13 protein-coding genes are annotated in these 14,100 nt (G+C 64.8%); all 13 read left to right on the forward strand.

All coding sequences use genetic code 11. The annotated features are described in order from the left end of the window. The first annotated feature begins 18 nt into the window (after positions 1–18). The 13 genes from moaA to cysG all read left to right on the forward strand — a co-directional run bounded on the left by moaA (position 19) and on the right by cysG (position 13,961). Complete coding sequence (gene moaA, locus OXU50_06415; protein ID MDD9869509.1) at positions 19–1,029, forward strand: GTP 3',8-cyclase MoaA; 1,011 nt, start codon at positions 19–21, stop codon at positions 1,027–1,029. A 49-nt stretch (positions 1,030–1,078) separates the two neighbouring features. Next, complete coding sequence (locus tag OXU50_06420; GenBank protein MDD9869510.1) at positions 1,079–1,738, forward strand: hypothetical protein; 660 nt, start codon at positions 1,079–1,081, stop codon at positions 1,736–1,738. After that, positions 1,735–2,970 (forward strand): hypothetical protein, encoded by a 1,236-nt coding sequence (locus tag OXU50_06425; GenBank protein MDD9869511.1) that lies wholly within the window; start codon positions 1,735–1,737, stop codon positions 2,968–2,970. The genes OXU50_06420 and OXU50_06425 overlap by 4 nt, the downstream gene beginning before the upstream one ends. A gap of 7 nt (positions 2,971–2,977) precedes the next feature. Beyond that, positions 2,978–4,429, forward strand: a complete 1,452-nt coding sequence (locus OXU50_06430) for a hypothetical protein (protein ID MDD9869512.1) — start codon at positions 2,978–2,980, stop codon at positions 4,427–4,429. Then, positions 4,416–6,440, forward strand: coding sequence for an SUMF1/EgtB/PvdO family nonheme iron enzyme (locus OXU50_06435; protein ID MDD9869513.1), 2,025 nt, complete (start codon positions 4,416–4,418; stop codon positions 6,438–6,440). The genes OXU50_06430 and OXU50_06435 overlap by 14 nt, the downstream gene beginning before the upstream one ends. Next, positions 6,424–6,573 (forward strand): hypothetical protein, encoded by a 150-nt coding sequence (locus OXU50_06440; protein MDD9869514.1) that lies wholly within the window; start codon positions 6,424–6,426, stop codon positions 6,571–6,573. The genes OXU50_06435 and OXU50_06440 overlap by 17 nt, the downstream gene beginning before the upstream one ends. A 1-nt stretch (position 6,574) precedes the next feature. After that, positions 6,575–7,342, forward strand: a complete 768-nt coding sequence (locus OXU50_06445; protein MDD9869515.1) for a MotA/TolQ/ExbB proton channel family protein — start codon at positions 6,575–6,577, stop codon at positions 7,340–7,342. Positions 7,343–7,350: 8 nt separating this feature from the next. Beyond that, positions 7,351–8,412, forward strand: a complete 1,062-nt coding sequence (locus OXU50_06450; protein MDD9869516.1) for a VWA domain-containing protein — start codon at positions 7,351–7,353, stop codon at positions 8,410–8,412. Then, positions 8,409–9,347, forward strand: coding sequence for a hypothetical protein (locus OXU50_06455; GenBank protein ID MDD9869517.1), 939 nt, complete (start codon positions 8,409–8,411; stop codon positions 9,345–9,347). The genes OXU50_06450 and OXU50_06455 overlap by 4 nt, the downstream gene beginning before the upstream one ends. Positions 9,348–9,610: 263 nt before the next feature. Continuing rightward, positions 9,611–11,161: a 2-isopropylmalate synthase gene (locus OXU50_06460; protein MDD9869518.1), complete on the forward strand. Its 1,551-nt coding sequence runs from the start codon at positions 9,611–9,613 to the stop codon at positions 11,159–11,161. A gap of 35 nt (positions 11,162–11,196) precedes the next feature. After that, positions 11,197–11,955, forward strand: coding sequence for a uracil-DNA glycosylase (locus OXU50_06465; protein MDD9869519.1), 759 nt, complete (start codon positions 11,197–11,199; stop codon positions 11,953–11,955). A 68-nt stretch (positions 11,956–12,023) separates the two neighbouring features. Then, positions 12,024–12,446 carry a ribosomal protein S18-alanine N-acetyltransferase gene (gene rimI, locus OXU50_06470; protein ID MDD9869520.1) on the forward strand — a complete coding sequence of 141 codons (423 nt, stop codon included), beginning with the start codon at positions 12,024–12,026 and terminating at the stop codon, positions 12,444–12,446. A 108-nt stretch (positions 12,447–12,554) separates the two neighbouring features. Continuing rightward, the gene (gene cysG, locus OXU50_06475; GenBank protein ID MDD9869521.1) at positions 12,555–13,961 is read left to right on the forward strand and encodes a siroheme synthase CysG; all 1,407 of its coding nucleotides are present in this window, start codon (positions 12,555–12,557) and stop codon (positions 13,959–13,961) included. Positions 13,962–14,100: the final 139 nt, after the last annotated feature.

Here is a 14,100-nt window from a genome sequence, read left to right on the forward strand (position 1 = left end):
CTTATAATAGGGGGTGTGATGAACGCACCGCACGACCAACTGGGCAGAACAATGCGCGACCTGCGCATCTCGGTAACCGACCGCTGCAACTTCCGCTGCACCTACTGCATGCCGAAGGAGGTGTTCAACGCCGACTACCGTTTCATGGCGCGCGCCGAACTGCTGTCGTTCGAGGAAATCGCGCGCGTCGTGTCGCTGTTCGCCGGCCTCGGCGTGCGCAAAGTCCGCCTCACCGGCGGCGAGCCGCTGATACGCCACCATCTTGAGGTGCTGATAGACAAGATCGCGGCCCTCGGCGTCGCCGACATCAGCCTGACGACCAACGGCGCGCTGCTCACCGCCGACAAGGCGCGCGCGCTGAAAGACGCCGGGCTGCGGCGCCTGACGGTCAGCCTCGACGCGCTCGACAACGAAGTGTTCTCGCGCCTGAACGGCGTCGCGTTTCCGGTGGACCGCGTGCTGCGCGGCATAGACAACGCGCGCGCCGCCGGTTTCGCGCCGGTCAAGGTCAACATGGTCGTTCGCAAGGGCGTCAACGACGCCCAGGTGCTGCCGATGGCGCGCCACTTCCGCAACAGCGGCTGCATTTTGCGCTTTATCGAATACATGGATGTCGGCCACAGCAACGCCTGGAAGATGGATGATGTGGCGCCGACCGCGCAACTGATAAAGGCCGTCCACCGCGAATTCCCGATTGAACCGGCAGACCCCAACTACCGCGGCGAAGTCGCCCGCCGCTGGCGCTACCGCGACGGCGCCGGCGAAATCGGCTTCATCTCGTCGGTAACCCAACCCTTCTGCGGCGACTGCACCCGCATCAGAATGTCCGCCGACGGGCGCCTCTACACCTGCCTGTTCGCCACCCGCGGCCACGACCTGCGCCGCCTGCTGCGCGAACGCCATTCGGACGAATACCTGGGCAACTGGCTGCGGGATTTGTGGCGCTCCCGCGCCGACCGCTACTCGGAAATGAGAAGCGAACAGACCGTCGCGCTGGAGAAGGTGGAGATGTCGTATATCGGGGGGTGAGTGCTACAATAAGCATGGCCCGGAAACGGGGCCGAATACGATGTATCAGATGAACTTCATCGCCGGATTGCCTGTTATTGCCTCGCTGCTTTTGATGTCGGCGGCGCGGGGCGGGGAGCAGGACGCCCCCGCTTCCGTCTATGACGATTGCAGCCGCGTGGAGATTCCGTACGAGGAGGACGGCAAAGTCCTCACCGCCGCTGAAAAAACCGCCCGCATGGACAAGGCGTTTTATGAATCGCTGGCGCGCTTTGAACGCTGCCAGACATCGCTCTCGTCCGACGACGGCAGTGATGCCGGCGGCGGCAGCGGCGGTGGCAGCGGCGGCGGTGGTAACAGCGGCGACAGCGGCAGCAGCGGCAACGCCGGCGACAGCGGCGGCAATAACGGCGCCGTTCAATCCGTGCCGTCGTCATCCGTTTCCGGCACCGAACCCGACAGCGACAAGAAAGAAGACGGCACGGCGCAGGAAACGGCGCTTCAGTCTCCGCAAACCGGGACGGATCGCCAGCCGCAGGCCATGCCGGGCAGCGGCAAATTGCCCGAGGACATTCCTCCCGCCGATAACGACAGCGTGCTTGAGGCGCAAATCCGGGCGGCGGCGCAGGCCGAACAAGACCCCGAAAAGAGGGAAAGACTGTGGAATGAATACCGCAGATACAAAAACCTTCCGATCAAGAAGTCAACCATGGAGGAGAAGCCACAATGAAACGCCAAATCGCAAAAGCGGGATTGATTCCCCTGATCCCCCTGACACTGCTGTTGTCGGCCTGTGTCACCACCGGCGGTTTTCTGGGCGGTTCATCCGGCGGGCTTTCCGTCGGCCCCGGCGTTGCCATCAACGATGAACAGGCCGCCGCCGCCGGCCTGCCCGAGGGCACGCCGAGGCTGGATGTCGCCGTTCCGGTTTTCAACCCCGGCCTGCCGGAAGACCCGGACGACTACGAGGAAGAGAATGTCTGGCCCGAACTGCGCCGCGCCGAGGCCAACCGGTTCGCGTTGCAGACGAAACAGGCGCTGGAAAACACCGGCGTATTCGGCGCGGTGCGCGTCACGCCCGACGCAAAGGCGACCGCGGATTTGTATGTCATCGGCGCCATCAAGGAGTCCAACGGCGAAGATGTGGCGGTGCAGATTGAAGTGGTGGACATTTCCGGCAGACGCTGGCACCGCAAGACCTACAAGCACCGCGTCAAGGAGGCGTTCTTCCGGGATTTGCGAAACGAGGGCAAGGACCCGTATCAGCCGGTGTTCACCGAGGCCGCCGCCGACATCGCCGCCTTGCTGCGTAAAAAGCGCGCCCGCGAACTGGCGCTGCTGAAATCAATCGCCGACATGCGCTTTGCGGCCAGTTACTCGCCGGGCGCGTTCGGCGAACACCTTGAGCGCAAGGGCAAAACCTTCCAACTGGCGAGCCTGCCCGCCGCCGACGACCCGATGCTGGTGCGAACCCGCGCCATCCGGGTGCGCGACCAGTTGTTTGTTGATCGTCTGCAAGCGCACTACGACGGTTTCAGCAGCCGCATGGACGAGAGTTATTCGGTCTGGCAAAAGGAGAGTTTCACCGAGGCCAAGGCCGCCCGCGAGGCGTACAGAAAGGCCGTGGTGGAAGGCATACTCGGCGCCGTTGTCGCCGGGCTTAGCATTGCGATGGCCGCGAACAGCGACTCTTCCACACACCAGGGCGCGGCGGCGGCGGGGGCGCTGACGGGCGCCGCCCTGATTGCGAAAAGTTTTCAGACCAGGTCGGAGATGAAGGTGCACCGCGACGCCCTCGCCGAACTGGGCGAGTCCATTCACGCCGACCTCGCGCCGCAGGTGATTGAGTTTGAGGACAAGACGGTGGAACTCACCGGCAACGCCGAACAGCAGTTCAGCCAGTGGCGGGATTATCTGAAGCGCATTTACAGGCAGGAGGCGACGCCGCAAGTCCGGATATAAGCCGGCGATGGTCAACGCCACTGAAAAGAAAGTCTTTCTTGCAAGGGAGGCGAGCGCCGGCAGGAAAAAGACGGCGGCGCTGGTCGCGCTGGCCGCCGGGCTGGTGCTCGCCGTTGCCGCCGCCGTGCTGTATTTTGCCCTGCCGGCATGGGTGGCCGACGACAGCGGCGGCGCCCCGGCACGCGGCGCGGACGACGGCGGCGGCGCGGCGGACGACGACGGTGATGCGCTGGCCGCGAGAGAAAACTTCAAGCGGCAACTCAAAACCTTTCAGTTGGAAACGGAACCGGCCCTGCTGAATGTGTCCGTCGCCGCCTGGGCGCCGGACATCAACGACGACATCCTCGCGCGCAAGGAAAAAGCCCTGCGCGCCTTCAACGCCGGCAATTACCCGTCCGCCGTCGCCCTGTTGCAAGGCGCCGCCGACGCCGCCGGGGATGCGTTGAAACTCGCCGCCAATCAATACCGCGCCGGCATGGAAGCCGCCGCCCACGGCCTGCGGATGAACGATGTGGAGGCCGCGCGCGAAGGCATCGCCCTCGCCTTGACGCTGAAACCGGACGAGGCCGCCGCCCGCGCGCTGCAATCGCGCATCGCCGTTTTGCCGGAAGTCATCCGGTTGCTGGCGCTGGCGGACAGGGCGCGGGCCGAGAACGACCACCGCTCGCAGAGAGATCATCTGGAAGAAGTCGTGCGCCTGGATTCGGCGCGCGAGGATGTGCGGGCGCGGTTGCAGGCGCTTGCCGCGGAAATCGCGGAGCGGGATTTTGCCGCCCACATTGCCGGCGGCATGGACGCCGTCGCCAAACGCGACCTGCGCGGCGCGCTGCAATTCATCCGGCAGGCCGAAAAGATATACCCCGCGCGCGAGGAAGTCTCGCTGCTGCGCCGCAACATCCGGCGGCTGGACCGCGAAGTGACGATGCAAAGACATTTAAGCGCCGCGCGCCAGGCGGCTGCAAGGGACGACTGGAACGGCGCCCGCGCCGCCTACGGCCAGGCCGCGGCGGTGGACGCCGCCGATGCCGAGGCGGTTGACGGCGCAAAACTGGCCGCGCAGGTGGTCGGCGCGCACAACGACATCGCCGATTATCTGGCGCGCCCGCAGCGGCTGTCTTCGGAGAATGTGGCGGCGCTGGCCGCGGAGGCGGTGCGGCGCGCGCAGGCTTTTTACCGGATAAGCCCCGGCCTTGAAAAGCAGGCACGCTCGCTTGAAACGCTGATTGCCGGTTATGCAAAGCCGGTGCAGGTGGTCGTTCGCTCCGACAACAAAACCAGGATTCTGGTGCGCGGCGTCGGCGAAGTGGGCAGAACCCGTGAAAGAACCGTTGACCTGAGGCCGGGCACCTACACTTTCGAGGGCAGGCGTCCGGGCTACCAGTCCAAATTGATTCAGGTCGAGGTGCGCCCCGGCGCCGCGCCGCCGGAAGTGACGCTGATTTGCGATGAACGGGTTTGACTCGCGGCTCCGGCAGGCGCGGGCCAGGCAGCACCGTATTTTCCTTTTCATCGCCCTCGGCGCCGCCGCCGTCGCCGCGGTGCTGGCCATGTTCTGGATAGCAACCCAGGGCATATCGGTCGTCGTGTCGCCGCAAAAAGCGGACGACAGGGCCGGGTTGCGGATCAAACAGGGGCCTGGATTCACGCTGGGCAAAAAAGCGTATGCTTTCGGCGAAGTGGTGATCGAGGTGAAAGCGGCGGGCTTTGTCACCGCGGAAGTCGCCGTTGCGGCGGACAAGCAAAGCACCTTTGTTGAAGTCGTGATGCGCGAGGCGCCGGCCAGGCTGCGCGTTGCGACCGTGCCCGAAGACGCCGCCACCCGCTGGCTTGTGGACGGCGCGCTGGTCGCCACTTCGCAAAGTTTGTCGGTGCAGATGAAGCCGGGCACGCATACGCTGGTCGTCAACCATCCGCATTACCGCAAAGCCGGGCTTGAGGTTTTTGCGGAGCCGGGGGAGGAAGTGCGCGAACAGGTTCGCCTGCTGCCGCTTGAAGGCCGCCTGCAAATCACCACCGAGCCTGCCGGAGCCGCCGTTTCCATTGACGGCGCGGCGCAAGCGGCGGCCCCCGCTTCCTATGCCGTCGCCGGTGGCCGCCATGTCGTAGAGGTCAGCCATCCCGGATACAAGAACCTTCGCGACACCGTTGAAATCACCAACGCCGAAACCGGCATCGCCAGAAACTACCGGCTGGCGCCGCAGGATGCGTTCGTCCGTTTCAATCTGCAACCGCAGGGAGGCCGGCTGCTGCTGAACGGCAGGCGCACCGATGGCGGCGGCGCGGTGCGGGTGGATTCCATGCGCCGCCACACGGCGTCTTATTCCAGCGCCGGTTATTTTCCGCAGAGCAAGACCTTCACATTGCAACCCGGGGCCGAGCAAGAAGTGCGGTTCTCATTGCGCGAGGAAACCGGCGTTGTTGAAATCCTTTCCAGGCCGCCCGCCACCGTGCTGATTGACGGCAAGGAGGCCGGCGCCACGCCGATGACCGTGTCTCTGAGGGCCGTTGAACACCGCATCACCGTCGCCAGGGAAGGCTATCGCAGCGTCACACAAAAACTGACCCCCGCCGCCTCCGGCGCCAAAAGAATGGATGTGGCGCTGAAGACGGAATTGCAGGCGCGGCTGGCGGAAAGCCCGGCGACCTACCGGAACAGCGTCGGCATGACCTTGCGGTTGTTCGCCAGGCCCGGCGTCGTTGCAATGGGCGCGCCGCGGCATGAACAGGGCCAGCGCGCCAACGAGTTTCAGAGAACAGTCCGGCTGACGAAGGCGTTTTATGCGGCCTTGCACGAGACGACGGCGGGGCAGTTTGGCCGCTACAAGGCGGCGCCGTCCGCGGGCAAGGCGGGCGTTCCCGCCACCGGCGTGACCTGGCTTGAGGCCGCCGCATTCTGCAACTGGCTCAGCGCCAGGGAGCGACTGCGGCCTTTTTATGTCCTGCAAGACAACCGTTATCTCGGCATCAACGCCCGCGCCGACGGCTACCGCCTGCTGACCGAGGCGGAATGGGAATGGCTGGCGCGCGGCGCCGGGCGCCGCCAACAAACGCGCTTCACCTGGGGCGATCAGTCCGCCGTGCCGGCGGGCGCCGGCAATCTCGCCGACCAGTCCGCCCGCGGCGCGCTCAAGATGTATATTCCGAACTACACCGACGGCTTCGGCGAACTGGCGCCGGTGGGAAGTTTTGCCGCCGGCAAGGCCGGCCTGTATGATTTGTCGGGCAATGTCAGCGAATGGGTTCACGATGTGTATTCCCTGATGCCGCCTGCCGCGGACGGCGGCGTCGAGACCGACCCGACGGGGCCTGCCGGCGGCGGCTCGCATGTGTTCAAGGGTTCCAACTGGCGTTCCGCCACGCTGACCGAGTTGCGGGCGTCTTTCAGGGAGACCTCGGTGGCGGGCCGCGACGACCTGGGCTTTCGTGTGGCAAGATACCTGTATGGAGGTGAAAATGATGACAAAAACTAACCGGATTTTTTACGCGATACTGGCGGCGGTCGCCGTCGCCGTTGCTGCGGCTTATCTGGCGGGCGGCGGGTTCGCCTGGACCGCGCCCGCCATCGGCCTCAACTCGCCGACGACCTTTCCGGTGGACATCTGACATGCCGGCCAACCATCGCGACATCTGGGTGAATGTGCTTGTCCTTGTCGGCGTGTTCATCGCGGTGCATCTTGTGTACATCGGGCTGATACGCCCGCAGGCCGAACTCGTCATCGAGGCGGCGCGCCAGGCCGGGCAGTCGGCCCCGAGAAACCTTTTCGTCATTCTGAAGGATCTGGAGCAGGAGATTTGCATTGTCCTGATGATTTACGGCCTGTACCTGATGGCGGTTCGCTACACAAAACTGGTTTCGCGGCGCTATTTGTTCACGGTGGATTTGCTGCAAGACGCCGGCGCCGACAGAACCGGCCTCGGCACCGTGCTGGAGGAACTGGAAAAACTGCCCGGGCACATCACCGAAACCCCGCTGGTGGAGACATTGAAGGCCAGCCTGCGGCGCTACCTGATCACGCGCGATGTGCAGAACACCTCCGATGCGATCAACGCCAGCGTGGAGGCCCAGGGCGTGCGCCTTGAAGCGGAGAATTCCACGATACGCTATCTGATCTGGGCGATTCCGTCGGTCGGGTTTATCGGCACCGTGCGCGGCATCGGCCAGGCGCTGTCGCAGGCCGAGAAGGCGCTCGCCGGCGACATTGCGACGATGACGGACAGCCTCGGCGTCGCCTTCAACTCCACTTTTGTGGCGCTGCTGATCAGCATCTTCCTGATGTTTTTCCTGCACCAGTTGCAGCGCGCGCAAGACGGCGTGCTGGTGGAGACCCAGGCGTATTGTGAGAAGTTTCTTCTCAACCGCATCAGTTCGTAGGCGCGGCCTTGCGTAGGCGCCGCAAGACCGAAGGCTTCAATCTCGCCTTCCTGGATGTGATGTCGTGCGGCCTCGGCGCGGTCATCCTCATCTTCCTGATTGTCAAGCACAATGTGGACAAGGGTTCGGTGGAGGCGGATATCGTGCTGGCGGAACTGGAGACGCTGGAACGGCAGGAGCGGCAGTTGCAGGAACAGGTGCGCGAAATCGGCGAGCGCGGCGCCGGGGAGCGCGAACTCGGCGCGGAACTGAAAGAAAAGTTGCGCGGCATCGAGCAAACCATCGCCGCCCTCGGCGAACAAATGGCGGCGCAGAAAAGAAAAAACGCGGAGTTGAGGAGCGCAATGGAGAAAGACGCCGTCCGCAAGGCCGCCGATGTCGTGCCGGATGAGTCCGTCGGCGAGGAGCAGTATCTGACGGGGCTGGAGGTGGAAGGCAGGCGGGTGGCGATTCTCGTGGATTACAGCGCTTCAATGACGGACGAGAAACTGGTGGACATTGTGGTTCGCAAGAGCGGCAGCGATGCAAACAAGAAAAACGGGCCGAAATGGCGCAGAACAAAAAAGGCGGTGCGCTGGCTGTTGAACCGCCTGCCGGAGAAGAGCGAGGTGGCGGTCATTGTGTTCAACGGCGCGGCCCGGACACTCGGCGCCGTCGCCTGGAACAACTCGCAAGACCGGGCCGCCCTCGGCGCGTTGTTCGGGGAGATTGAAAAACTGGTGCCCTCCGGTGCCACCAACCTGCAAGCCGGCCTGAATGAACTCCGGAAACTGCGCCCGCGGGCGACGAACATCTATCTGATAACCGACGGCTTGCCGACCAAAGGGGTGACCAGGCCGTCGTTTCTTTCGTCGTGCCGTTCCATCTTCGGCAAAAGCAGCAATATCTCCGGCGAGTGCCGTGCAAAACTGTTTCGCGCGGCTTTGCAGAGTTCGCCGCCGACCGGCGGAGAAAAGGTCAATGTCATTCTGTTTCCGCTGGAGGGAGACCCGGCGGCTGCGCCCAACTTCTGGAACTGGGCCGCCGTCACCGGCGGGCTGATGCTGACGCCGGCGGCGGGGTGGCCATGAAACGCCGCCGCAGAAGCGCCGATATTTTCAGCCTCTCTTTCCTGGATGTGGTCACCTGCGGGTTCGGCGCCATCGTTCTGCTGCTGCTGGTGACAAAATCCGGCTTCACCGTGTCGGACGACAACACCGATGTCAGCGCGCTGCTGAACCGCACATTTCAGACCGAGGACAGCATTCAGCGGTTGTCCGACCGGCTGGAGCAACTCCGGCGGGAACTGGACGAAGACAGGGCGCGCAACAAGGACGCGCTTGTTGCACAAAGCGCCCGCGAGGCGGAACTCAAAAAGAAACAGGCCGCGGCGGCGGACCTGAAAAACGAGCGCAGCGGGCTGGAGGCCGTCCGCGAAACGATGAAGCGCGCGTCCATCTCGCGCGACACCGCCACCGAGCGCGACCGCGAAGTCGCCGGCATACCGGTGGACAGCAATTATGTGATTTTCATCATTGACACCTCCGGCAGCATGCAGGCGATCTGGGCGCGCGTGATGCAGACCGTGGAAAATATCCTGGACATTCACCCCAAAGTCCGGGGTTTTCAGATACTCAACGACAACGGCGTCTATTTGATCAGCGCCTACAAAAAAAAGTGGATACCGGACACGCCGCGCAGGAGAAAAAGCATACTCAACGCGGTGCAAAACTGGGGCGCAATCTCCAACAGCAGCCCGGTGGAGGGGCTGGAAGTGGCGCTGCAAGACTACGCCGGCAAGCAAGACAAAATATCCATCTACATCTTCGGCGACGACTACACCGGCCCTTCCTACGACGCCGTCATCAAAACCCTGGAAAGACTGAACACCGACAGAATCAGCGGCAAACCCATCGTCAGGGTCCACGCAATCGGTTTCGTCAGCCCCCAAAACCACCGCTTCGGAACACTGATGCGCGAGGTGGCCGGAAAAAACAACGGCGTCTTCCTGGCACTGCCGCCGTGAGGTGGTTGTTCTTTCCGGCATGACGGACGCCGGCGGCCCTTGCCGCCGGTTTGCAATCCCCGCCCCTCTATGCCTATAATGCCCCCATGAACCACCCGGCGAACACTTTCCCGACCGCCACCGGCGCGCCTGCGGGCGCCGCCGCACCCCTTCTGTTGCCCCTCCGTTTGCGACTGCCGCGATAGCGGCGTTGTGACACGGCTGGCGAGCCTGGTACGCACATTCGTTTTACCGAACTTTTCAATCCGGATGAGGAGGCACTGATGAGTGCAGAAAAAAAACTGGTCATATTCGACACGACGCTGCGCGACGGCGAGCAAAGCCCGGGCGCGTCCATGACCAAAGAGGAGAAGGTCCGCATCGCCAGGGCGCTGGAGAAAATGCGCGTGGATGTCATCGAGGCCGGCTTTCCGATTGCAAGCCCCGGCGATTTCGACGCGGTCGCGGCGGTTGCGGCGACGGTCGCCGACAGCACCGTGTGCGGCCTTGCGCGCGCGCTCGACAAGGACATTGAACGCGCCGCCGGCGCGCTGAAACAGGCGAAATCAAAGCGCATACACACTTTCATCGCGTCGTCGCCGATACACATGCGCGAGAAACTGCGGATGTCGCCGCAGCAGGTGCTGGAACAGGCGGTGCACGCGGTGACGCAGGCGCGCCGCCACACCGACGATGTCGAGTTCTCGCCGGAAGACGCGGGCCGTTCGGACGAAGACTTCCTGTGCCGCCTGATTGAGGCGGTCATCGAGGCCGGCGCGCGCACCATCAACATCCCGGACACGGTCGGCTACAGCCTGCCGGCCCATTTCGGGTGCCTCGTCGGCAGTTTGATCGAGCGCATCCCGAACGCCGACAAGGCGGTGTTCTCGGTGCACTGCCACAACGACCTGGGGCTTGCGGTCGCCAACTCGCTGGCCGCGGTCAGCCACGGCGCGCGCCAGGTCGAGTGCACCATCAACGGCCTCGGCGAGCGCGCCGGCAACGCATCGCTCGAGGAAATCGTCATGACGGTGCGCACGCGCCAGGATGTGTTCGACTGCGACACCGGCATAGACACAACGCAAATCGTGCCGGTGTCGCGGCTGGTGTCGGGCATCACCGGCTTCCCGGTGCAGCCGAACAAGGCCATCGTCGGCGCCAACGCATTCGCGCACGAGTCCGGCATCCACCAGGACGGCGTGCTGAAGTTCCGCGAGACCTACGAGATCATGCGCGCCGAGGATGTCGGCTGGAAGGCCAACCGCATCGTGCTCGGCAAGCATTCCGGGCGCAACGCCTTCCGCACGCGCCTGGCCGAACTCGGCATCGTCTTTGATGACGACGATGAACTCAACCGCGTGTTCGACAACTTCAAACTGCTGGCCGACAAGAAGAACGAGATCTACGACGAAGACTTGCAGGCGCTGGTTTCGGAAAGCGCCGGCTGGGACGAGGTCGAGTATTGCCGCCTGCTGTCCATGAAGGTCACCTCCGAGACCGGCGCCACGCCGTGCGCCGAGGTGCGCCTGGAACTGGACGACAGCGAACAGCGCGCGCAGGCCGAGGGCAGCGGCCCGGTGGACGCCACATTCAAGGCCATCGAGGAGGTCGTTTGCAGCGGCAGCGAACTGCTGCTGTATTCGGTCAACAGCATCACCACCGGCACCGACTCGCAGGGCGAGGTAACGGTGCGCCTGCTGCGCGACAGCCGCATTGTCAACGGCCTCGGCACCGACACCGACATCGTCATCGCGTCGGCGAAGGCATACATCAATGCGCTGAACAAACTGCGCCAGACCGCGCCCGTCGCGCACCCGCAACGGGAGGGCATCTGAATCTCTTGCGGCGCAAACTCGCTTATCTGGAACACATGGGCATTGAAGCCTATGGCCGCCGCGACCGCGAGCATGCGCCCGCGCCCGAACAGGCCGCCGCGCCTGAAACAGCGCCCGCGTCCGCCGCTGTGCCTGAAACAGCGGCTGCATCCGCGCCCGCGTCTGCACCCGGCGCCGCGCCTGAAACAGCGCCTGCATCCACACCCACACCACCCCCCCCAAACATGCCCGCCGACGCCTGGCAAACACTGAAACAGGAAGTCAGCGCCTGCCGCCGCTGCCCGCTGTGCGAGACACGCACGCAAACCGTCTTCGGCGTCGGCGCGGAAAACGCCGACTGGATGCTGATAGGCGAGGCGCCCGGCTCCGAGGAAGACCGCCGCGGCGAACCTTTCGTCGGTCGCGCCGGCCAGTTGCTGGACCGCATGCTGAAGGCCATCGGTTTCGCGCGCGAGGAGGTGTACATCGCCAATGTCGTCAAATGCCGCCCGCCCGACAACCGCAACCCGGCGCCCGAGGAAGTCTTGCAGTGCGACAACTACCTGCGCCGCCAGATTGAACTCATCCGCCCGCAAATCATCATCGCGCTGGGCGGCGTTGCGATGTCGGCGCTGCTGAACGAGCAAACGCCGGTCGGCAAGATGCGCGGGCGCGTCCACACACTGCCCGGCGCCGACATCCCGGTCGTCGTAACCTACCACCCGGCCTACCTGCTGCGCGCGCCGACGCAAAAACGCGCCGCATGGGAAGACCTGCAACTGGCGTGCCGCACCGTCGGCAGGGAACTGGCATGAGCACGCCCGCCGCATACACGCTGCTGCATCCGTCGCCGCACCCAACACCGCACCCACCCCCGCGCCCGATGCGCGAGGACGACCTCGACGCCGTCTGCGCCGTTGAACGCCGCGTTTTCGATTTTCCGTGGAACCCCGGCGTGTTCCTCAGCTGCCTGCACGAAGGCTGCGAGTGCCGCATACTGGAACGCGGCAGCCGCATCGTCGGCTACGGCGTGATGGCCGCCGGCGCGGGCGAATGCCACCTGCTGAACCTGTGCATCCATCCGGACTTCCGCCGCCGCGGCCATGGCCGCGCGCTGCTGCGGTGCCTGCTGGGCATCGCCGCGCGCCGCGGCGCCGTGCGCGCGATACTTGAAGTGCGGGCCGACAACCCGGCGGCGCAGAACCTGTATTTGTCCGAAGGCTTCAACCGCATCAGCAGGCGCAGGAACTACTACCCGTCAAGCGACGGACGCGAAGACGCCGTCGTGCTGGCGCGCGTGCTGTAACCGCGTGCTGCAACAATGGCCGCCATGCACCCGCCCCCGCCTTTCCCGCGCAAACACGCGGCCACCCCGCCGCGCGCACTGTGACGGCGCGGCGCATGGATTAGGCGCATGGACTACCTGCCGCTGTTCCTGAAACTGAAGGGCAAGCGGGCGCTGGTCGTCGGCGCCGGCGAAGTCGCCGCGCGCAAGGCGCGCCGCCTGCTGGAAGGCGGCCTGTCGCTGACCGTCGTCGCCCCGGCCATCTCGCCGTCCATGCGCGACGCTGCGTGCACAGGCGCCTGCGCCATCAAGCAACGCCCGTTCACAAACGCCGACCTGTCCGGCATGTCGCTGGTCGTCGCCGCCACCGACGACCACGCCGTCAACCGCAACATCGCCGAACAATGCGAAACGCTGAACATCCCCGTCAATGTCGTTGACGAACCGGACCGCGGCAATGTCATCTTCCCGTCGCTGATTGAGCGCGCGCCGATACGCATCGCCATCTCCACCGACGGCGTGTCACCGCTGCTGTCGCGCCTGCTGAAGTCGCACCTGGCCGGCTGCATCCCGGCGGCCTACGCAACGCTTGCCGGCCTCGCCGCCCGCTACCGCCCGAAGGTGAAGGCGCGTTTCGCCGAGCCGCGCGAACGCCGCCGCTTCTGGGACAAGGTGCTGCGCGGGCGCGTCGCCGACCAGGTCTTCGCCGGGCGCCTGCCGCAGGCCGAGGCCGAACTGGAACAGTTGCTGAACGCCGGCAACGGCGCCGCCCACACCGGCGAGATTTACCTGGTCGGCTCCGGCCCCGGCGACCCCGACCTGCTCACCATCAAGGCGCTGCGCCTGATGCAGCAGGCCGATGTCGTGCTCTACGACCGCCTTGTGTCCGACTCCATCCTGAAACTGCTGCGCGACGATGTAGAAAAAATCTACGCCGGCAAGGAACGCGCCCGGCACGCGATGCCGCAGGAGCGCATCAACGCGCTGCTGGTGCGCTTTGCGCTGGAAGGGCGCAAGGTGCTGCGGCTGAAGGGCGGCGACCCGTTTGTGTTCGGGCGCGGCGGCGAGGAAATCGAGACGCTGATGGAGCGCAACATCCCGTTCCAGGTGGTGCCGGGCATCACTGCGGCGCTCGGCTGCGCATCGTATGCCGGCATTCCGCTGACGCACCGCGACCACGCCCAGGCCTGCATCTTCGTAACCGGCCACCTGAAAGACGGCAGCGTGCGCCTTGATTGGGAGATGCTGGCGCGCCCGTCGCAGACGCTGGTGTTTTACATGGGCCTGGTCGGGCTGGAGACCATCTGCGCGCAGTTGGTGCGCCACGGCCTGCCGCCGCAAACACCCGCGGCGCTGGTCATGCGCGGCACGCTGCCCGACCAGCGCGTGCTGCTGGGCGACCTGTCCAGCCTGACCGCGCTGACGCGCGACTGCGAGGTGTCACCGCCGACATTGCTGATGGTCGGCGAGGTGGTGCGTTTGCATGACAAATTGCAGTGGTACGGTGTGGACAGAAATGTGGAGGCGGGGGTGTAGGGATATTGTTTCAACCCGTTACGGGTCAGTCTGGATGGTGGTGGTGTTTGTGAGCACCGCTCCTTCAAGGAAGACGCGCAGGCGCAGGTAGGTGGAGGAGTCTCCGTCGTCGTCTCTTGTGATCAGGAGGGCACGGTTG

Source organism: Gammaproteobacteria bacterium (assembly GCA_028817225.1).
Lineage (GTDB): Bacteria > Pseudomonadota > Gammaproteobacteria > Poriferisulfidales > Oxydemutatoraceae > Oxydemutator.

What these genes read in the sequence shown, in the direction of transcription:
- moaA (MDD9869509.1), top strand. Translation starts at nt 19, where the DNA reads ATGAACGCACCGCACGACCAACTGGGCAGAACAATGCGCGACCTGCGC.
- OXU50_06420 (MDD9869510.1), top strand. Translation starts at nt 1,079, where the DNA reads ATGAACTTCATCGCCGGATTGCCTGTTATTGCCTCGCTGCTTTTGATG.
- OXU50_06425 (MDD9869511.1), top strand. Translation starts at nt 1,735, where the DNA reads ATGAAACGCCAAATCGCAAAAGCGGGATTGATTCCCCTGATCCCCCTG.
- OXU50_06430 (MDD9869512.1), top strand. Translation starts at nt 2,978, where the DNA reads ATGGTCAACGCCACTGAAAAGAAAGTCTTTCTTGCAAGGGAGGCGAGC.
- OXU50_06435 (MDD9869513.1), top strand. Translation starts at nt 4,416, where the DNA reads ATGAACGGGTTTGACTCGCGGCTCCGGCAGGCGCGGGCCAGGCAGCAC.
- OXU50_06440 (MDD9869514.1), top strand. Translation starts at nt 6,424, where the DNA reads ATGATGACAAAAACTAACCGGATTTTTTACGCGATACTGGCGGCGGTC.
- OXU50_06445 (MDD9869515.1), top strand. Translation starts at nt 6,575, where the DNA reads ATGCCGGCCAACCATCGCGACATCTGGGTGAATGTGCTTGTCCTTGTC.
- OXU50_06455 (MDD9869517.1), top strand. Translation starts at nt 8,409, where the DNA reads ATGAAACGCCGCCGCAGAAGCGCCGATATTTTCAGCCTCTCTTTCCTG.
- OXU50_06460 (MDD9869518.1), top strand. Translation starts at nt 9,611, where the DNA reads ATGAGTGCAGAAAAAAAACTGGTCATATTCGACACGACGCTGCGCGAC.
- OXU50_06465 (MDD9869519.1), top strand. Translation starts at nt 11,197, where the DNA reads ATGGGCATTGAAGCCTATGGCCGCCGCGACCGCGAGCATGCGCCCGCG.
- rimI (MDD9869520.1), top strand. Translation starts at nt 12,024, where the DNA reads ATGCGCGAGGACGACCTCGACGCCGTCTGCGCCGTTGAACGCCGCGTT.
- cysG (MDD9869521.1), top strand. Translation starts at nt 12,555, where the DNA reads ATGGACTACCTGCCGCTGTTCCTGAAACTGAAGGGCAAGCGGGCGCTG.